Genomic DNA, 19,035 nt, shown 5'->3' with positions numbered 1-19,035 from the left:
CGGGCCGTGCGGCCCAAATCATATTGCGTTGGATCAGGCGCCGACGACCTCGACAGAGGTGTTCGGATTGACGGTGACGGTGCCTTGCGTGCGGATGTGGTCTTCAACGACATCCCAAATTTGCGGCCCCTCGGTGTCCTCATTCACAGAGGCCCAGCCCGCGACGGTGTAGGATTTTGCGGGATCGAGTTTCTCGCCCGTTTTCAGAAGGGTCAGTTCGGAAATCCGCTCGCCCTGCGGCTTGGTGATGTCGATGCGGTAGCCGAGACCACCCATGCGCACCATGTCTCCACCCTGTTGGTAATAGGGGTCAGGGTTGAAGATGTTGTCGGCCACGTCTTCCATGATGGTGTGGATGAACTCACCGGTCATCTCGGAGCGATAGGCCTTGCCATAAGTCATAGAGGTCGCGTTCCAGATGTCCTCGCGGGTGATCTTGTCCCCCGGCAGAAGACTCGGGCCCCAGCGCACGCCCGGAGACATGGCGATATCGGCCTCACGCTCACTGAGAAGCGCGTCACAGATCAGGTCATCCCATGTGCCGTTGAAGTTACCGCGGCGGTAGAGAAGGCTGTCGGTTTCTCCGATGACTTCGGACATCGCGTCCACATAGGGCGCGCGCTGCTCATCAATCAGGGCTGCAACCTCTTTGTCCGGCTCGATCACGTCGGAGAAGATCGGGATCAATTTGTGGCGGAAGCCCATCATGCGACCATCGCGCACGTCGAGATCGACGCGGGACACGAACTTGCCGTTGGAGCCGGAAGCGATGATGATCGTGTCACCAACGAGAACCGGTTCCGGCAGCGCATCGTGGGTGTGGCCGGACAGAACGACGTCGATCCCCGTGACGAGGGATGCCATTTTCTTGTCCACGTCGAAGCCATTGTGGGACAGCAGAACCACGAGTTCCGCACCCATGCCGCGCACTTCGTCTACGACTTCCTGCATCCGCTCGGTGCGGATACCGAAGGAGTATTCAGGGAACATCCAGCCGGGGTTTGCAATCGGCATGTAGGGGAAGGCTTGACCAATAACGGCAATCTTCACGCCGCCACGCTCGAAGAACTTGTAGGGTTCGAAATCTTCGGCCGGTTCATCCCACTCCGCGTCAAAGATGTTCGCACCCAGAGCGGCAAACGGCAGCTCAGCGACGACCTCACGCACACGGTCGGACCCGAGGGTGAATTCCCAGTGGAAGGTCATCGCATCCGGCTTGAGCGCGTTCATGACATTGACCATGTCCTGCCCTTCAGTGTGGTAGCAGGTGTAGGAGCCGTGCCATGTGTCACCACCATCGAGGAGCAGAGCATCCGGACGCGCCGCGCGGATCGAGTTGATCACAGTTGCCACACGGTCGAGACCGCCGACCTTGCCATAGGCTTTGCCAAGCGCTGAGAAGTCGCCAGAGGACAGAGCGTAGTGATAGGGGGACCCGTCCTCAACGCCGTAGAGCTTGCGGAAGTCCGCTCCGGTCACGTGCGGCACCGCGCCCTTGTTCTCCCCTACCCCGAGGTTGATCGACGGCTCACGGAAATAGATCGGCTTGAGCTGGGCATGGATGTCCGTCACGTGGATCAGGGAGACGTTTCCAAAGGTATCAAACTCGAGAAGTTGGTCCTGAGTGAGGGCCTGTTGGGCGGCGAGACGGGCCCAGTTTCCGAAACCGGACGCCCCGACGAGGGCGGAAGCGGCCATTGAGACCTGAAGGAAATCACGACGATTGAGCATACATGCTACTCCACTGTCTGCCGCACGAACCGTCGAACGATCCCATGCGCAAAATTGAATATATTGGAGGGAGGAAAGCCCCGCTCACGCCAGCAAGCGGGGCCGTCCAATCAGATCAGTTACGAACCGACGGACCTTCGATCGAAAGACCATTGCCGCGGGACGCGACATAGAGTTCGAGCGCGATGAACTCGGGCGAACCCGGAGAGAACGTCTCGGCACGCGTGTCACGCACACAACCTTTGAAGCGACCTTGGACACCGTTGAGTTTGGCATTTTTCAGACGGTAGGCAGGAAAGCCGTTGATCTGGCCTTGGGACAGGTGGTCGGCACGGATCATGTTTCCGTAGTTCTGCTCATGGCAGTTCGCGCAGGACAGTTCGAGCTGGCCGAAACGGGTGTAGTAAATCTCTTTACCCTTTTCCCATGTCTCAGCCGCCGGACCATCAATCGCTACATTCACCGGAAGACCACGCGCCACAGAAGACAGCGCCGCCTCGAGGTTCAGCATGTTGTTGCTGTCATATTTCTCTGCTTCAGCGCCCATGCGCCCCGTGAGACAGTCATTGATCTGCATCTGCATCGTGCGGACTTCGCCTGCGCCCTCATTCCATTTCGGATAGGTCGGACGCACGTGCGAGAGGCTCTCGAGATCTGTGTGGCAGTCCGCACAGGATTTGCCCTCACTACCCCAAGCCGTTTCAAACAGCTCCATACCAGCTTCGGCCCCCAGCATCGCCGGGTTATCGAAGTCATCCATCTGCATGGCCTGTGTGTCGTCAGAACGGAAGCGCCAGCCGGACAGAATCTCGTCGAGATGACCGTCAAGATGGGCAGGGGCCGTTGTCTTTGTGACAATCTCGATCTCGTCATTGATGACGAGTTCTGCCTCTTCGTCAGCCATCGCTGGCGATGCGAGGCCGATGGCCAGCAGAACCGCCGCTGCGCTGTGCGTGTATTTGAATTTCATGCATTTTCCTCCCTGGGTGTTGCCCACGCCCCTCTCCTCTCGAGGGGCGTGCGCGACCTTGGTCAGCCGATGGCGATGGCTTTCGTTTCCTCGTAGACGGAGCCGTCGTCATCGTACCAGGTGAACTTGAAGTCACCTGCTTCGGGCACCATCGACTCGAACTCGAAGTACGGGTTCGTGGAAATCGCGGCCTCGAGGGTCACGTCGATCACAAGCTCGCCGTTAAACTCGCAAGTGAAGCGGTTGATGATCGAGCGCGGGATGATGTTGCCGTCGCCATCTTTGCGCTGGCCGGATTCCATAGGATGGGAAATCAGGGTTTTGATCGTGATCACGTCGCCAGCAGCAGCCGACTTCGGGACCTTAACGCGGGGTTTGACACCAGATGCCATTGTGTTTGTCTCCTAATTGAAGTCGTTGGTGTGGATCAGCCGCCGCAGCCGCCGATGGTGACCTTCACGGTCGAGGATGTTTTGACGAAAGAGCCGTCGGCCATCTTTGCGACCGCAACCACATCCTGCGTGCCAGCGAGACGGATGCGGGTCGAGGCGGACTGGCTGCCGGCGAGCGGACCGAAGTTGAAGGTCGCAACCCCCGGTGTCGGGTTGCCAGCTGCATAGACTGCAATGGCCACTGCGCCCGGTGCGTCCACAGAGATCGGAACCGTGTTGCCGTTTTCGGCGATTTCCGGCGCGGTGAGAGTGATCCCGCCTTCGCCAGCTTCCATGCCACCTGTGAAAGCGGCGATTGCGTCATCGGCGGCAGCCGAGGCACGGAACGGCAGAAGCGAAGCAGCCGTTGCCCCGAGACCGAGCGCCAGAGCGTCACGTCGTGTGAGTTTCATGAAATGCTCCTCAGATTAGAGTGTTACAAAGACGATCAGTCGTCTTTCAGTGTCATCAGATAGGCGACCACATCCTCGACCTGCTGGGCCGACAGGATCGGCGGCAGATCGGCCGGTGCGGCCTTGCCCGTGTAGGCGTCTCCTGGACGGGTGAACCCGTCGACTTTGTAGAACGCCGGCATCACTGTTCCCTCGAACGTCATTTTTGCGTTCACCACGAGGCCACGAAGTTCCGCTTCGGACCAACGGTCGCCTGCCCCATCGAGCCAGGGGCCAACCTCGCCGTGGAACGGGACGTCTGCGTAGGCGTCTGCCGCGTGGCAGGACACGCAGTTGCCCATGGACTTCGTCGTCATGATCACGCGGCCCTGTTCAGGGTCTCCCGGCGCGCCGGTGAGTGACATCTCGACGGCCCCGTAATCGTCAAACTGAACGTCACCTGCGGCGATTTCCGCCTGGGCTGCAACGGTGCCGAGCGCGAGCGCGGCAAAGCTGATTGCGATACGTTTCATGTCTCCTCCCTAAGACTGAAAAGGTCTGTGCTCTTCGAAATCCGCATATCTGCGTTGTTCTTGATGCATACCGTAGCGTGCCGAATTGACGCATGGCAAGATACAAATTCATATAATCGAATTTTTCTGCATTGCCGCATGAAATCGACCGAATTGTGCAGGCGCAGAAAGTGCAAATTCGACCTTAGTCGGAGACCGCAAGAGACCCGCTCTCCTGCTGCTTAAACACCTGACGCGCATGGTATTTCTGGAAGGGCTCATCCCCCTCATACCCATGATCGAGCACCCATTGCATCATGTTGTACGTAGTCAGCCGACCGAAGGCACCGGGCACTACGGCGACCGCCGCTTGCTGTGCAGAAATGTCGTCAGGCACCTCTTCAGGGAAGAACATATTCGTAGGCGTGAACAGAGCGCCCCACTTTTGAACCATCTCTTTTTCGGGCAAGGATTCGCCGTCAAAGTCGGTCACCTCGACGTCTCCAAACATGTTAATCTGGATGACGAAGAAGTTGTCTTCGATCATCTGTGTGATCTCCGGATCGGGATAGATCTCCTCATGCATCTTGGTGCAGTAGATGCATCCGCGCTGCTCGATCATCACCAATAGGCGCTTGCCCTCCGCGTTCGCCTCCTCGAGGTCCTCACGCAGGTCTTTGAACGTATCGCGCTGCCACGGTGTCTTGTGCAGCCCGTCATCCCCCATCTCGACCGCGAGGGCCGGAAAGGCAAACGCGGAAAGGCCAAGTGCCAGAATTGTCCGTCGTGCAAGTTTCAACATGTCAGAGACTCCCGTTTGAACCGATTTTCGTGAAGGCGGGGAATGTTTCGAGCATCCAGGCCGCGATCACATTCACCGAGTTTGTGATGATCAAAATCGCGAAGAGGATGAGGAACACCCCCATAAGCTTTTCGACCTTCGGCAGGTGCCGCCGGAACTTGGCGGCAAATTTGAGGAAAGGCCGGATGAAGATCGCGGCGACCACAAAGGGCGCCGTCATGCCGATCCCGAAGAGAATCATCAGGATGAGACCACGGGTCGCCGTCGCCTCGTTCGAGGCCATCATCACGACCCCGACGAGCACACCCCCCACGCAGGGCGTCCATCCGGCGGCAAAGGCAAGCCCCACCAGATAGGACGACCAGATCGTCATGTTCGACGTATCCCCGCCCTGCATCTGGAACTGGCGATTGAGAAACCCGATGCGGATCACGCCAAGGAAGTGAAGACCAAGCACAAACACAATCGCGGCGGAGGCAATCCGAAAGAGATCCTGATGGCTCCGAAACGCCTGACTGAGCGAAAAGGCCGCAGCACCGAGCAACACGAAGACGGTGATAATTCCCAATGAAAACATAATGGACGACAGCACCGCGCGCTTGCGCGCGCCGGGTGCGAGTTCTCCGTCCGCGTTGATTTCGGACATCGACGTGCCCGCCATGTAAGAAAGGTAGAACGGCACAATCGGCAGAATGCAGGGTGAGAAAAACACCACAAGTCCGCCCAAAAGGGCCGATAGAAACGTCACGTCGAGCATATAGTCCTCCCAAGCGGAACGACCCGTTTCCGTGACCCGATCAGGCGTCTCCCGCGCCCGTTGAGACCGTGTCGTCCACCACCGAAATACGTAGCGGCTTGAGTCATTCACATATTCAAATTATGTTTATTGTAATGCGCAGGTCAATCGGTATGCAAAATGATGCTAAGAATTTTACCAGTTCTGATCACCATCTTGCCGGTGTTTTTCACCGCTATTCTGCCTGCCGCGGCCATGGAACTCGTGATGGTCGAGCGAAAAGGCTGCGTGTATTGCGCCCGCTGGGAAGCTGAAATCGGACCGATTTACCCGAAGACACCCGAGGGCGCATTTGCCCCGCTCCGACACATTGATCTGGGCGCCCCGATGCCCGAAGACCTCACATTCAAAGGACCGGTGATCTTCACGCCGACCTTTGTTCTGGTCGATGAGGGCGAGGAAATCGGACGGATCGAAGGCTATGCTGGTGACGAACTTTTCTGGGCCATGCTGACTGTGACACTGCGCGACAAGGCCGGGTTTATCGTGGAGGAGACGCCCGCCGTACCGATCACAAATTAAGGGAGGAAACTGAATGAAGTCTTTTAAAATCATGGCGCTATGCGCCTGCCTCGTTGCGCCGCCCGCGCTCGCGCAGGACGACGGGGCCTTTGTGACCTTCAAGGTTCTCAAACCCGAAGTCGCCCTCACCGCCGCCACCGCCGCGATGGAAAGCTGCCGTGACGCGGGCTATCAGGTGGGCGTCATGGTCGTTGATCGCTTCGGCATTCCGCAGGCCTATGTGCGCGACCGTTTCGCGGGGCTGCATGTCTTTGAAACTGCCCGCCGCAAGGCCTGGACCGCCGTCTCCTTCCGCACCGACACACTCTCGCTCGGCGAATTGACGGCGCCCGGAGAGATGATGGCCGGAATTCGGGAACTCACAGAACCACTTGCACTTGGCGGCGGACTTGTGATCGAGTCATCAGGCTCTATAGTAGGTGGGATTGGAGTCTCCGGCGCCCCCGGCCCCGATCTCGACGCGGACTGTGCCGAAGCAGGCATTGATGCAATCATGGATGACATTGCCTTCTGACACTGTAACGGCCAGAATGGCGCCGAAAAAACAAGGACTAGTGAGGTGGACAACGTGAATTCGCCTTTACCAATCATCTCCGACAACATGTCCGACGAAGACATGGACGTCATGATGGCAAATGCGTGCGATGCGTCGCAACTGCTCAAAGCGCTGTCCCATGAGGGACGGCTGATGATTTTGTGTCATTTGGTCACCGGTGAAAAATCGGTAACCGAACTCGAAGAACTCCTGTCCGCGCGTCAGGCTGCGGTGAGCCAACAGCTCGCGCGTCTACGCCTCGAGGGTCTCGTCACACCGAGACGTGAGGGAAAGGCGATCTACTACTCCTTGACGGACGATCGCCCGAAACGCATCCTCGAAGTGATTTACGACATGTTCTGTTCCTTCGAGCCGAAAGAGGGCAAAACCTCCGAGTAACTCGAAACACAGAATGGCAGCGGGCGTAGGGAGGACGCATGCTCGAACTTCTGGAACCAGGGACGCTTGCGGCCCTGATCGGTCTGTTTGGCGGACTGATCCTCGGACTTGCGGCCCGTTTGGGCCGGTTTTGCTCTATGGGAGCCATCGAAGACGCACTTTACCAAGGGTCTAACGTTCGCGCTCGGCAATGGGCGCTTGCCCTTGGCGTAGCCCTGATCGGAACCTTCGCGCTCATTGGATCCGGCCATTTTGATCCCACCGGAACCGTCTACCTCGCCCTGAAATGGTATCCTCTGGCCTCAATCACGGGCGGGCTGCTCTTTGGCTACGGCATGGCGCTTGCGGGCAACTGCGGGTTTGGCGCGCTGGCGCGGCTCGGCGGCGGGGACCTTCGTAACTTCGTGATCGTGCTCGTGATGGGCCTGTCCACTTATGTCACCCTGAATGGCCCACTTGCGGCGCTTCGCGTCGCGCTCTTCCCGACCGTTCCGTCCGAGGGGGCAACGCCAGGTCTCGCGCATGGTCTCGGGGAAAGCCTCGGACTGCCTGTCGCGGCCATTGGCCTCCTAATTGGCGTGGCCTTCATCGCGCTCGCGCTCTTCTCCGCAGAGTTCCGCAAAAAGCGCGCGATGATGTTTTGGGGCGTCGCGGTCGGTCTCGCGATTGTGTCTGGCTGGGCGGGCACTGCTTGGCTCTATGAGGCGAGTTTCGAGGCGGAACCCCTCTCCTCCCACACCTTCGCGGCCCCCATTGGCGACACGCTCTTCTATCTGATGACGTCCTCTGCCAGCAGCCTGAACTTTGGCGTCGGCTCGGTCGTCGGCGTTCTCGCTGGCGCGGCTATCGGGTCGCTGATCAAGGGGCATTTCCGCTGGGAAGCCTGCGAAGACGCACGTGAACTCAAGCGGCAGATCATCGGCGCGGCCCTTATGGGCATCGGCGCGGTCGTGGCCTTCGGCTGCACGGTCGGACAGGGCCTCTCGGCCTTTTCTGTGCTCGCCTACTCGGCCCCGATCACCATTGCGTCCATTGTCGCTGGCGCGGCTTTCGGGCTGCACCAGCTCATTTACGGTTTCTCGTTCATGCGGGCGAAAGGCTAAACGCGCGCTTAGCGGCGGATCATCACCTGAAGGTCCGCCACATTGGTGCCCGTTGCCCCAATCTGGAGCAGATCACCTGCGGCTTGTAGACCGTGATAACTGTCGTTGCGCTTGAGCACCTCTTCCGGTGACAGACCAACGGACCGCATCCGATCGAGTGTTCCCGGATCAACCAGCCCACCCGCTGCATCCGTCGGACCATCGCGCCCATCGGTGCCACCAGAGAGAAACACGTAATCCGTGATCCCCGCCTGTTCCGCCAAAAGCGCCACGCGCAGGGCCAATTCCTGATTGCGCCCGCCCATACCATCGCCTTCGAGCTTCACAGTGGTTTCCCCGCCAAAGAGATAAATCCCCGGCTCTTTGGCCGCTGCGATCACGGCTTCGGCGGCCTCAGCAACATCACCTTCGAGCGGCTCACCCGCGACGACGGCCTCCGGCGCGGCCTCTGCCATGGCGGATACAGACAGCTTGTTCGACCCGATCAACTCAACTTCGCTCTCGGGCAACGGCCCGAGGTCCGCTTGCGGACGGGACAGATGCGCGGTCACGGAATGCGGAAGCTTGTCCCAAACGCCGAGATCTTGGAGCACTTTCGCAGCATCTTCGCGCGTGCCGATGGGTGAGACCGTCGGACCGGACGCAATGGCACGTAGGTCGTCAGACACCACATCCGAGAGCAAAAGCGCCGTCACCTTCGCAGGCGCAGCCGCCCGCAACAGACCGCCACCTTTGAGGCGCGACAGTTGTTGGCGCACGAGATTCATCGTCACGATATCCGCACCCGAGGCGAGCAGCAGGCGGTTCACTTCCGCCTTATCCTCAAGAGACACCCCAGGGACCGGCGCGGGCAAGAGCGCGGAGCCACCACCAGAGATGAGCGCTATCACGTCGCCCTTCGCATGGGAGAGAATACCCTCAATCGTGAGCGCTGCACGTGCGCCCTCTGCGTCTGGCACGGGGTGTCCTGCGGCACGGACCTCTGCGCCCTCGATGGGGCGCGCGTTCTCATAGTTCGTCACGACAATCACAGGATCGGCAGACACATGGCGCATCGCGGCCTCGGCCATCGCACACGCCGCCTTGCCGACACTGATCAGAACCGGATCGTGAAACCTCTTTCCTTCGAGGGCGGCTTCAACGGCCCTTTCGGGGTCGGCTGCCTCTACACCTTTGAGAAAAATATCACGCGCCTGCTGACGCATGGTTTCGAACGGGGCCGATGACGGGGAGGTGTTTTGAATCATGGCGCGATGTAATCACGGCCTGCCTGCGGCGTCCAGAACCCTTGTCTTTCCGATCACTTCCGGTCAGGTTTTGCCTTACGGGCAGGCATTTATGACCGTCCGTATCTGCGAGAGGTGCGAGAGATGCATGAGCTTCCCCTGACACGCGAACTGGTTCTGATCGGCGGCGGGCACAGCCATGCGCTTTTGCTAAAGCGCTGGGGGATGTCTCCGCTGCCGGGGGTGCGTGTCACCGTCATCAATCCGGGCGCCGTCGCCGCCTACTCCGGCATGCTCCCCGGATTTGTGGCAGGGCACTATGAGCGCGGGGAACTTGAGCTTGATGTCATCCGTCTCGCCCGTTTCGCAGGTGCACGCGCCATTCTCGGTCGCGCGGTCGGGATCGACAGGGTCCGACGGCTGATCCAGATCGAGGGGCATCCGCCGGTCTACTACGACTTCGCCTCCATCGACATCGGCATCACCTCCGCGATGCCTGAACTCGAAGGGTTTAGCGAGCACGGGATCGCCGCCAAACCGCTCGAAGCCTTTGCGCAGTCATGGGACAGCTATCAGGATGCCGTTCGAGCGCGGACTATGCCGCGGAAGATGGCGGTCATAGGTGGTGGCGTCGCGGGTGCGGAACTTGCGATGGCGATGGCACATCGTCTCCGCGACATTCCAGAGAAAGAAATTACGCTCATCGACCGCGGCGAGATCGCCAAAGAGATGTCGCCCAAGACGCGGCACCGGATGTTGCAGGCGCTCGCCGATCTGAACGTCACCTTGCGCCCGCAGACCGAGGTCACACAGATCGCGGAGGACGGACTGCACCTCTCAGATGGCTCCGAAATCGCCAGCGTGTTTACCCTCGGCGCGGCGGGGGCGCGGCCCTATAAGTGGCTCGAAGAAACAGGATTGGACCTCCATGAGGGGTTTGTGACCGTCTCGGAACATCTCCAATCGTCCGATCCGCGCATCTTCGCCGCCGGGGACTGCGCCTATCTCTCTCATGCGCCACGCCCGAAGGCGGGTGTCTACGCCGTCCGCGAAGCGCCTGTCCTCTACGAAAACCTCCGCGCCGTTCTGAGCAAGGGTCTCAAATCGGCGCACTTGCGCACCTACACGCCCCAAAAAGACTATCTCAAACTCATCTCCCTCGGTGGCCAAGACGCCCTCGCCGACAAGGCTGGCGTGCGGTTTTCCGGTCCGTTGATGTGGCGCTGGAAGGACCACATCGACCGGAAATTCATGTCGAAGCTCAAAGACCTGACGCCGATGAAGCCCCCCGCCCTGCCCGAGCACGTAGCAGACGGGTTGCGCGAAGAGGTAGAGGGCAAAAAGCCGATGTGTGGCGCCTGCGGAGCGAAGGTCGGCGGGGAAATCCTCTCTCGCGTTCTGCAAGACCATCCGGGGCCGGAGCGTCCCGACGTTCTTCATCTCGATGGCGACGACGCAGCGATTTTGACCCACGGCGACACGTGGCAGGTCGCTTCCGTAGATCATCTGCGCGCTTTCGTCGAAGACCCTGTGCTCATGACGCGGATCACGGCGCTCCATGCGCTCGGTGATATCTGGGCCATGGGCGGTGCGCCTCAATCGGCCCTCGCCACAGTCACGCTGCCCAAAATGACCGAACCGCTTCAGGAAGCGTGGCTCACCGAGATCATGGAAACCGCGCGGGACACGTTCGAGGACGCGGGCGCGGAGATCATCGGCGGGCATACAGCCATGGGGGCAGAGTTTTCCATCGGGTTCACCGTCACGGGTCTGATTGGTCAGCCCATCACGCTCAAAGGCGCACGGGCGGGCGACCAGCTCATCCTGACGAAGCCGATTGGGACGGGTGTGATGCTCGCGGCGGAGATGGAAATGAAGGCCGACGGTCGGGATATGGTGACAACATACGCCTCCATGTCGCAAAGCTCTGGCGAGGCGTCCCGCATCTTGGAGAACGCGCACGCGATGACGGATGTGACAGGGTTCGGCCTCGCCGGCCACTTGCTCGGCATGTGCCGCCGATCCGACGTCGGGGCAGAGATTCACCTGTCGAAAGTGCCGGTGCTTTCGGGGGCCTTGGAACTCTCGAAGCAGGGCGTGCGGTCGACCATCTTCCCAGCGAACCGTGCCTATGCGGCGGAGTATGAGGGGCCGGACAGTGCCTTGTCCGATCTTCTGTTCGATCCGCAGACCGCTGGCGGGCTACTGGCCGCTGTCTCACCGATGCGGGCGGAGAAATGTCTGACGGCGTTGCGCGAGGCAGGCTACGAGGCCGCAATCATCGGGGAAATCACCGAAGGGCCGGTTTCGCTCCGCGTCCTCAGTTAAAGCTCAGCCAATCGTGTCACGATCCGGCTCGCCACGTCATCGCGCGCCGCCTCACCCATGTCGCAAAGATCAAAGTCCGCGATGAATTCCGGCGCGTGGCGCGCGCGGGATTTTTCGTAGCGCGGGTCATAGTGGTAGGCCATCAGAGCGCCTGCGAGGTCGATGTAATCGCCGCGCTTGGCCATATCGATCCACGCCTCGACGCGGGCATGTCCTTGCAAAGACACGAGTTGATGCAATCGCGCCTCCATGACCGCGCGGTCCTCCACGAGATCGGCATAAGCCTCCGCAAGGAACGCCGCCCGCGCGCTTAGATGCGCGTGCACCTTAATCCGAGGCGCGGCACACATCGCGGCCCAGACAGACGACGGCAGGGAAATGTCGCCGATCTTTGAGCTTTCCGCCTCCACGAGCACCGGACGCGCGGGATCGAGGTTGACGAGCGCTTCGGCCAAGCGGCTCTCAAATCCCTTCTGCGCCGGTTGTGCCCCCATCGGCCCGAAGATGGACCCGCGATGGTTGGCCAACCCTTCGAGATCAAGCACCTGCCCACCGCGCTCCGCCACGCGTGCGAGAATGTCTGTCTTGGCCGTGCCTGTGTTGCCGTCGAGCAGGACAAACCGATGCGGCAGGGGCGTCTCGTGCAGCATCCCGATCACGAGCTTTCGCCACGATTTGTACCCGCCGTCGAGCACCTCTACCCGCCAGCCGATCTGTTTGAGGATCGAAGCAAAGGAATTGGACCGCTGCCCTCCACGCCAGCAATAGACCAACGGGCGCCAGCCGCCTTCCTTCTCGAACAATCGCTCTTCGATATGCTTTGCGGAATTGCGGGCGACGAGGGCTGCACCAATTTTTCGGGCGAGGAATGGCGACTCCTGCACATAAATCGTTCCGACCCGCGCACGTTCTTCGTCGTCGAGAACAGGCAAGTTAATTGCCCCCGGCACGTGGTCCTCCGCGAATTCAGCGGGGGCGCGCACGTCGATGATCGTGTCAAAGGAAGAGCCCAATAGGTCGGAGGCGGAAGAAAATGCTATGCTCATGCCAAATTTCTAACGCCGAACGCGCACGGGGAACAGTCTGATTTCCATGGAGAGAGATTTGCGTCTCAGACGCACCGCTCTAGGAAATCAAAGAGAAAAAGGCAAACTGACAGCACACTTACAATGACTTGAAAAACATGATGAATAAAAGCTTGATACCTGAAAGGTATCATCGGATATCCGCGCGAGCATTGAGAGAAGGGCAAGTTCCTCGCAAATAGGGATCGAAAGTTACAGACGGGAGGAGACGTCATGCGAAACATTACGATCGAAAACATCACCGATGCCGTCATCAATTCCATGGAAGAGGGCATCCCTGCCCGCAACCGTGAGATTATGGTGGCCGCACTCAAGCACGTTCACGAGTTCATGAAAGAGGTCAACCTGACCTATGATGAATGGCTCGAAGCCATGGAGTGGATGCGCCGCGCCGGTGAGATTTCCAGCGACGCTCGTAACGAGTTCATTCTGATTTCCGACATCATCGGCGTCGAAGTGCTCGCCGATATGCTAGACAAGAAACCTACCCACGGCGAAACCGTCACCACGGTGCTCGGGCCGTTCTACCGCGAAAACCCGCCGGTCCTGCCGAAAGGCGCATCGATCATCCAGAAGGATTTCGAAGGCCAGCAAACCGTCCGCGTCTCTGGCACCATCTGCGACACGCAGGGCAATCCGGTTCCGGGCGTGATCATGGACGTTTGGGAAGATGCGCCGAACGGTCTCTACGAACAGCAGGACCCGGATCAGCCGGACTACAACCTGCGCGGCCGTTTCGAAACCGACGAGAACGGCGAATATTCCTTTGTCGCAATCCGTCCGGTCCCCTACCCGATCCCGTATGACGGTGCGGCTGGCGAACTCCTGAACTACATGGGTCACCACCCATGGCGCCCGGGCCATATCCACTTCATGATCATGAAAGACGGCTACAAAACGCTGATTTCCCAGATCTACGACAGCGAAACCGAATACCTCGACAACGATAGCGTGTTTGCCGTGAAAGAGGACCTCATCGGCGAACTGAAAGCAGCACCGGAAGGCGCTGACACCGATCTGGTCATGTCTTTTGATTTCGTCATCCGTGACAACGCACTGGTCGAGAGCATCGCCGCAGAGTGATCTCTCCCACATGACGGGGCTAGCATTGGCCCCGTCTTATTCCTATTTCGCGCCTGACGGTTCAGACGCACCCATCGCCGGATACGAAAGACGCCCGTTATGTCCATTGCCCCAGCCACATCCACGCTCATCTCTCCGGAAGATGCCGGTTTCGCATCGCTGCAGGCAGAGACAGCCATCCGGTCGATTTCCGCCCGCATCATCGCCGCGCCGACCCGCCGCAAGCACAAGCTCTCCAACACCTCCGTGAACCATCAGGGGTATATCTTCGTCGAAGTGACGCTGGAAAATGGTGTGGTGGGCTATGGCGAAGGATCAACCCTCGGAGGTCCGCGCTGGGCCGAAGAAAGCGTCGAGGCGATGAAAGCCAATATCGACGCCTATATCGCCCCTGCCCTCATCGGCCATCCGGCGTGCGAGCTGGAGCGTGCCGCCAAACTCATGGCAGGCGCGTGCAAACGCAACAACTCCGCGAAATCCGCCGTCGACATGGCGCTGCTGGATGCGACGGGCAAGACGCTCGGCGTGCCGGCGCATGTCCTTTTGGGCGGCGCGCAACATCAGTCCTTCTCCGCAATCTGGGCGCTTGCCTCCGGTGACGCGGCTCAAGAGGTCGAAGAAGCTCAAGGCATGATCGAGAAGGGATGGTTCAACCGCTTCAAGATCAAACTCGGCTTTGCTGACCCCGCGACCGATCTCGGCCGCCTCGCCGCCCTGCAAAAGGCGCTGCCTGCAGGCACCGACATCATCGCCGATGTGAACCAGGGCTGGTCGGAGGCGGACTGCATCCGCTACCTGCCGCGCCTTGAAGACCTCGGCGTGAGCCTCATCGAGCAACCCCTCCCTGCGGATCAGATGGCAGGAATGGCGCGTGTCGCACAGCGTTCCGCGATCCCGATCATGATGGACGAAGGCGTGTTCACCCCCGCCGAGGCTTTCGACGGGTGCGCGAAGGCTGCAGGCTCCGTGATCTCGCTCAAACTCTGCAAACACGGTGGCGTTCACCAGCTTAAACAGGTCGCAGGGATTGCCCGTGCCGCTGGCGTGCAGCTTTACGGTGGCTGCCTGTTGGAGAGCTCCATCGGCGCATCCGCCCACCTCCATGCCTTCTCGACGCTTCCGGCGCTCGAATGGGGCACCGAACATTTCGGACCGAAGATCCTCGTCGAAGACCTGACCCGTGAGGGCCTCGTCTACGAGAATTTCCGCGTCCATCTTCCCGAGGGACCGGGACTCGGCATCACGCCCGATCCGGACCGCCTCGACCGCTACGAAATCAAAGACTAAAGGAAACCACTCATGGATGTGGCCAACCTGCGCGCCCGGTTTGAAGACATGGGCGACCAACTCTCCCGTCGCCCCCACCTTTTGCGCCTCGGCGCGCTGTTTAGCGAAACCGTGCTGATCGAAGTCGACGGCAACGAGTTCTACCTGACATTCCACCGTGGTCTGCTCGAAAAGGTGACCGAGGGCCCGAGCCGTCAAACCCCGTGGCGCTTTGCGCTGCGTGTGGACAGCGCGTCCCTTGAGAAGTTCTGGGAACCGATCCCCGAAGCCTTCTATCACGACATTTTCGGCTTTGTGAAAACGGGCCGTGGCCGGATCGACGGGGATATCCTCGCGCTCGTGAAAAACCTCCGGTATTTCAAAGAATTCATGGCCTTGGGCCGCAAGAAGGAGGCCGTGCAATGAACGCTCCGACCGCATTCGAACCCATCATCGGCCGCTACCTGACCATCGAGGTCGCAGGCCGCAGCTATCGTATTTATGTCGAGGAAGCCGGACAGGGTCAGCCTGTCATCTGTTTCCACACCGCAGGCGCAGACAATCGCCAGTGGCGTCACATCCTCAACGATGCGGAACTGACGTCGCAGTATCGCTTCATCGCGCCGGACCTTCCATGGCATGGCAAATCTCTTCCCCCCGAAGGGTTTGAAGAAGAAGAATACCTCCTCACAACCGAAGTATACGTCGAAACCGTCCTGAAATTCGTTGAGGCCATGGGGCTTGAGAACCCGATCTATGCCGGTTGTTCCATGGGCGGGCGTATTGCGCTCCAACTCGCGCTGAACAATCCGGAACCGTTCAAAGGCTTCATCGCGATCGAGGCGTCCGATTTCCAACCTGCATGGTATGACATCGATTGGTTCCACCGCCCCGACGCCCACGGCGGCGAAATGGGCGCGGCGCTCGTGAGTGCAAACATCGCCCCGCAATCTCCGCGAGCGGAGCGTTGGAACACCCAGTGGATGTTCATGCAGTCAGGTCCGGGCGTGTTCCGTGGGGACCTGAACTTCTACACCAAGGACGACAGCCTCGTCGGCAAGCTCGGCGGCATCGACACCTCGAAGACCCCTGTGCACATCATGGTCGGCACCTACGACATGACCTGCACACCGGAGGATGCCAAGCGCACAGCGGATCAAATCCCCGGCGCCACTCTTGCCGTGATGGACGGGATCGGGCACTTTCCGATGAGCGAAAACCCCGCCACCTTCCGCCCGCATTTTGTCGAGGCTCTGTCCAAGATGGACTAAGGGGCGGGCCGGAGGTCCGTGTTTGGAATTCAAACGCCTGAAATACTTTATCGCCGTGGCCGAAGAACTCCACTTCGGCCGCGCCGCCGCGCGTCTCGATATGGCGCAACCGCCGCTCTCGCGCCAAATTGCCATCCTCGAAGACCAGCTTGGCGTCAAACTCTTTGACCGCGCGCGCAATCAGGTGCAACTGACCGATGCGGGCGAAGTGCTACTGGATCGCGCCCGCGAAATCCTCGCTGACCTCGACAGCGCCTATCGCGAGGCCACGCTCATCGGCCAAGGCGGTGCAGGACGTCTGCGCGTCGCCTTTGTCGGCACAGCCACCTACGGCCCCCTGCCCAATCTCATCAAGTCTTACCGCTCGCATTATCCGAACGTCGATCTGGCGCTGTCGTCCATGAACAACGCCGAACTCGAACGCGCCCTGATCCAGCGTGAAATCGACATTGCGGTCGCGCGACCGCGCCTCGGGGGTGATGCCTTTCGTTCTGTGGTGCTTCATCAGGAGCCGCTGATCGTCGCGGTCCCGGATGGCTCGACTGCGGCACGCCGCGCGGACCCGTTGCAGTTGAAGGAGATCGCAGAGGAAACCTTCCTCCTCTACCCGCGCCGCCCGCGGCCCTCCTTTGCAGACCACGTTCTCGGCGTCTGCGCCGAGGAAGGCTTCACCCCGAGCGAACAGATTTTCGTCCAAGACTTCCAAACCGCAATCTCGATGGTATCCGTCGGCGTAGGTGTCGCATTGGTCCCCGAAAGCGTGTCCCACTCGCCAAAATCAGGCGTCACCTACCGCAAATACGCAGGATACAATCCCGGCACGACCCTCACCGTCCACGCCCGCTCCGACAACCAGAAACCGCACGTGTTGAACTTCTTCAGCCTCTTGCAGAAGTTCGTAAAAACCGCAGCGAACTATTGACCTCAGCCATAGCCAAGCGCGGTTCTTGCATTTTTTTAGTGGTGAGAAATGGTGCCCCACACGGTGGGCTGTTTAGTTGGCTTCCCGTTACAGGCACCGCCTCAGCTGGTAACTCCAGTAAAACATGGGGTATCAGCGACAGCCCGCCCAGGTCAACAGGCACCATCTGGTCTACGGTATGGTCTACGGTGCTAGCTGCAGCTCAAGCCTCTGCTGATCGCCTGACAGACGCACACAGACCCCTCATGTTCAGCGCTGGGCTAAGACCCTGCCCAGCCAAGCGAGAGCGCCCCCCCTGCGGGGGGAAGCTCCAGACGTAACAATAGTGGTAAGCCGCTCAGATTTTTGAGGTTAAAATTTGCCGTATGACGCTTCGATCTGTTCCTTATCGCAAACCTCTCCCGTTGGAGGTTCCGGAGCGATACCCCTGACAACATCTTTGACACTGGCGTTCCAGACCCGCCAGCAAAAGCGATTTGCTGCTTGTGATATGGTCAAGTGGGTTTTGGGGCTGTTTCTCCAGAACAGGCTGCGTCTCGTGGCATCTGGCTTGAGCAAGGCGGGCATCGTCAAAACCTTTCGGGTGCGCGGTGACACCCCGCTTCTAGCGAGATCGACAATATCATTTAGGTAACCAAGTCGTTGACCTGGCGGCATCGTGTACAGCCGTTCAGCCATTCTCATGGCTAGGTCGAAGGTTTCCAGTTGGTCTCTCTGGACCCAACGACTATGTTGCGCGTTAGCTGGAGTTCTTGTGCGAGCTTTGTCCTGCGAGCTGAGTTTACGGCATGTCGCTGAACAGAAGCGCTTGTTGCTGCGAAACGGAAAGTGCGCCCCGCAAAGAAGGCAGATGCTGTGATCCATTGTGAAGTTCCTTGAGGTTTTCCCCTCGAGGCACAGACAAGCCCACCCGTTGAGAACCCCCGGCGAGAAGCGAGGCGACAGGTGACAGGATGAGGGGGCGGTGAATGGGAGGACATCCCCGCGCCAAAATGCGTCATCAGTATTTATAGAAGAGCAACCAGAGCTGGTCGCTGGGGAACGCAGCTAGTTCAAAAGCCACTGAATCGGGAACGAGGATATCGCGCTATGCTGATGGTGGAACTTATTCAGCCGCCTCAACTCCTCAACCTCGTCACGACCGAAAGAGGGAGGTCGACGCTAGACCTGTCGTAAGGGGCACTTAGCTCACCCATCATTCATCGCCCCACAATCGCCACTCGAACAAAAGGTTGGCGCTGCACCATGAGCGTACAGCTTCCGTTCGGGACTTCTTGTGGGGGGGCTGGACGGGAAATAGAAGAAGTGTCGGGCATGAGCGACCACACCATCTCGATCATCGCCAGAATGAAAGCCAGAACAATTAAAGCCGAGACTGAGGTCGACACGAACATACGCCCACATGCAAATTATGCAGAAATCTTGTTTCGTTCGATGCGTTGCTTTGCTGGGTTGTCGCAATACTGGAAGAGAGTGCCGTTTTCGATAGGCGCTCCCGCTTCGGAAACATGTTTAGGGAAAACATTAAACCACTCGGAAGAATAGACCTTCCTGTCAAAATGGTCGGTGATACTCAAGGCTTGCTGAGCCTCCCCATTTGAACGGGTCCACCCCTATGTTTAGGAAATGGAGGACCAGCTATGGCAAACAAGCGACCGAAG

The 19,035-nt window shown here is 59.4% G+C and carries 21 protein-coding genes; 11 read left to right on the top strand and 10 right to left on the bottom strand.

The window, feature by feature from the left end:
- Positions 1-33 precede the first annotated feature (33 nt).
- From soxB to LA304_RS13660, 7 genes are all read right to left on the bottom strand, one after another.
- Positions 34-1,731, bottom strand: coding sequence for a thiosulfohydrolase SoxB (gene soxB / locus LA304_RS13690; protein WP_224503729.1), 1,698 nt, complete (start codon positions 1,729-1,731; stop codon positions 34-36).
- A 115-nt stretch (positions 1,732-1,846) separates the two neighbouring features.
- Complete coding sequence (gene soxA, locus LA304_RS13685; protein ID WP_224503728.1) at positions 1,847-2,701, bottom strand: sulfur oxidation c-type cytochrome SoxA; 855 nt, start codon at positions 2,699-2,701, stop codon at positions 1,847-1,849.
- Positions 2,702-2,763: 62 nt separating this feature from the next.
- Positions 2,764-3,093: a thiosulfate oxidation carrier complex protein SoxZ gene (gene soxZ / locus LA304_RS13680; RefSeq protein ID WP_224503727.1), complete on the bottom strand. Its 330-nt coding sequence runs from the start codon at positions 3,091-3,093 to the stop codon at positions 2,764-2,766.
- 35 nt (positions 3,094-3,128) lie between these two features.
- Positions 3,129-3,545 carry a thiosulfate oxidation carrier protein SoxY gene (gene soxY, locus LA304_RS13675; RefSeq protein WP_224503726.1) on the bottom strand — a complete coding sequence of 139 codons (417 nt, stop codon included), beginning with the start codon at positions 3,543-3,545 and terminating at the stop codon, positions 3,129-3,131.
- A gap of 35 nt (positions 3,546-3,580) precedes the next feature.
- Positions 3,581-4,057: a sulfur oxidation c-type cytochrome SoxX gene (gene soxX / locus LA304_RS13670; protein WP_224503725.1), complete on the bottom strand. Its 477-nt coding sequence runs from the start codon at positions 4,055-4,057 to the stop codon at positions 3,581-3,583.
- Between the two features lie 184 nt (positions 4,058-4,241).
- The gene (locus tag LA304_RS13665) at positions 4,242-4,838 is read right to left on the bottom strand and encodes a thioredoxin family protein (RefSeq protein WP_224503724.1); all 597 of its coding nucleotides are present in this window, start codon (positions 4,836-4,838) and stop codon (positions 4,242-4,244) included.
- A gap of 1 nt (position 4,839) precedes the next feature.
- Positions 4,840-5,595, bottom strand: a complete 756-nt coding sequence (locus tag LA304_RS13660) for a cytochrome c biogenesis CcdA family protein (protein WP_224503723.1) — start codon at positions 5,593-5,595, stop codon at positions 4,840-4,842.
- Between the two features lie 162 nt (positions 5,596-5,757).
- Here LA304_RS13660 and LA304_RS13655 point away from each other — a divergent pair, with 162 nt between their 5' ends.
- The 4 genes from LA304_RS13655 (at position 5,758) to LA304_RS13640 (ending at position 8,193) form a co-directional block, all read left to right on the top strand.
- A complete protein-coding gene (locus LA304_RS13655; RefSeq protein WP_224503722.1) occupies positions 5,758-6,156 on the top strand; it encodes a thioredoxin domain-containing protein in 399 nt (132 codons plus the stop codon).
- Positions 6,157-6,169: 13 nt separating this feature from the next.
- Positions 6,170-6,670: a GlcG/HbpS family heme-binding protein gene (locus LA304_RS13650; RefSeq protein ID WP_224503721.1), complete on the top strand. Its 501-nt coding sequence runs from the start codon at positions 6,170-6,172 to the stop codon at positions 6,668-6,670.
- 87 nt (positions 6,671-6,757) lie between these two features.
- Positions 6,758-7,090: an ArsR/SmtB family transcription factor gene (locus tag LA304_RS13645; RefSeq protein ID WP_224504244.1), complete on the top strand. Its 333-nt coding sequence runs from the start codon at positions 6,758-6,760 to the stop codon at positions 7,088-7,090.
- Between the two features lie 38 nt (positions 7,091-7,128).
- On the top strand, positions 7,129-8,193 hold the full coding sequence (locus LA304_RS13640; RefSeq protein WP_224503720.1) for a YeeE/YedE family protein: 1,065 nt from the start codon (positions 7,129-7,131) through the stop codon (positions 8,191-8,193).
- Positions 8,194-8,201: 8 nt separating this feature from the next.
- Here the strand turns inward: LA304_RS13640 and LA304_RS13635 are convergent, their stop codons facing one another.
- Positions 8,202-9,440, bottom strand: a complete 1,239-nt coding sequence (locus LA304_RS13635; protein WP_224503719.1) for a glycerate kinase type-2 family protein — start codon at positions 9,438-9,440, stop codon at positions 8,202-8,204.
- A gap of 123 nt (positions 9,441-9,563) precedes the next feature.
- On the opposite strand from LA304_RS13635, the gene selD reads away from it, so the two are divergent.
- On the top strand, positions 9,564-11,747 hold the full coding sequence (gene selD / locus LA304_RS13630; RefSeq protein ID WP_224503718.1) for a selenide, water dikinase SelD: 2,184 nt from the start codon (positions 9,564-9,566) through the stop codon (positions 11,745-11,747).
- On the opposite strand, the gene mnmH is transcribed toward selD, so the two are convergent.
- Entirely contained in the window at positions 11,744-12,793 is a 1,050-nt protein-coding gene (gene mnmH / locus LA304_RS13625) for a tRNA 2-selenouridine(34) synthase MnmH (RefSeq protein WP_224503717.1), read from the bottom strand. The genes selD and mnmH overlap by 4 nt on opposite strands.
- A gap of 252 nt (positions 12,794-13,045) precedes the next feature.
- On the opposite strand from mnmH, the gene LA304_RS13620 reads away from it, so the two are divergent.
- From LA304_RS13620 to LA304_RS13600, 5 genes are all read left to right on the top strand, one after another.
- A complete protein-coding gene (locus LA304_RS13620) occupies positions 13,046-13,915 on the top strand; it encodes a dioxygenase family protein (RefSeq protein ID WP_224503716.1) in 870 nt (289 codons plus the stop codon).
- 99 nt (positions 13,916-14,014) lie between these two features.
- Positions 14,015-15,202, top strand: coding sequence for a muconate/chloromuconate family cycloisomerase (locus tag LA304_RS13615; protein WP_224503715.1), 1,188 nt, complete (start codon positions 14,015-14,017; stop codon positions 15,200-15,202).
- A 12-nt stretch (positions 15,203-15,214) separates the two neighbouring features.
- Positions 15,215-15,607 carry a hypothetical protein gene (locus LA304_RS13610; RefSeq protein WP_224503714.1) on the top strand — a complete coding sequence of 131 codons (393 nt, stop codon included), beginning with the start codon at positions 15,215-15,217 and terminating at the stop codon, positions 15,605-15,607.
- Complete coding sequence (locus LA304_RS13605; RefSeq protein ID WP_224503713.1) at positions 15,604-16,452, top strand: alpha/beta fold hydrolase; 849 nt, start codon at positions 15,604-15,606, stop codon at positions 16,450-16,452. The genes LA304_RS13610 and LA304_RS13605 overlap by 4 nt, the downstream gene beginning before the upstream one ends.
- Before the next feature lie 22 nt (positions 16,453-16,474).
- Complete coding sequence (locus LA304_RS13600) at positions 16,475-17,374, top strand: LysR substrate-binding domain-containing protein (RefSeq protein ID WP_224503712.1); 900 nt, start codon at positions 16,475-16,477, stop codon at positions 17,372-17,374.
- Positions 17,375-17,725: 351 nt separating this feature from the next.
- Here LA304_RS13600 and LA304_RS13595 read toward each other — a convergent pair whose 3' ends face one another.
- On the bottom strand, positions 17,726-18,052 hold the full coding sequence (locus LA304_RS13595) for a hypothetical protein (protein WP_224503711.1): 327 nt from the start codon (positions 18,050-18,052) through the stop codon (positions 17,726-17,728).
- Positions 18,053-18,688: 636 nt separating this feature from the next.
- Between LA304_RS13595 and LA304_RS13590 the strand changes: the two genes are divergently transcribed.
- Complete coding sequence (locus tag LA304_RS13590; protein ID WP_224503710.1) at positions 18,689-18,919, top strand: hypothetical protein; 231 nt, start codon at positions 18,689-18,691, stop codon at positions 18,917-18,919.
- The last annotated feature ends 116 nt before the right edge of the window (positions 18,920-19,035 follow it).

This window comes from Celeribacter litoreus, assembly GCF_020165855.1.
Taxonomy (GTDB): Bacteria; Pseudomonadota; Alphaproteobacteria; order Rhodobacterales; family Rhodobacteraceae; genus Celeribacter; species Celeribacter litoreus.
This window is presented reverse-complemented; position numbering and strand designations above follow the sequence as displayed.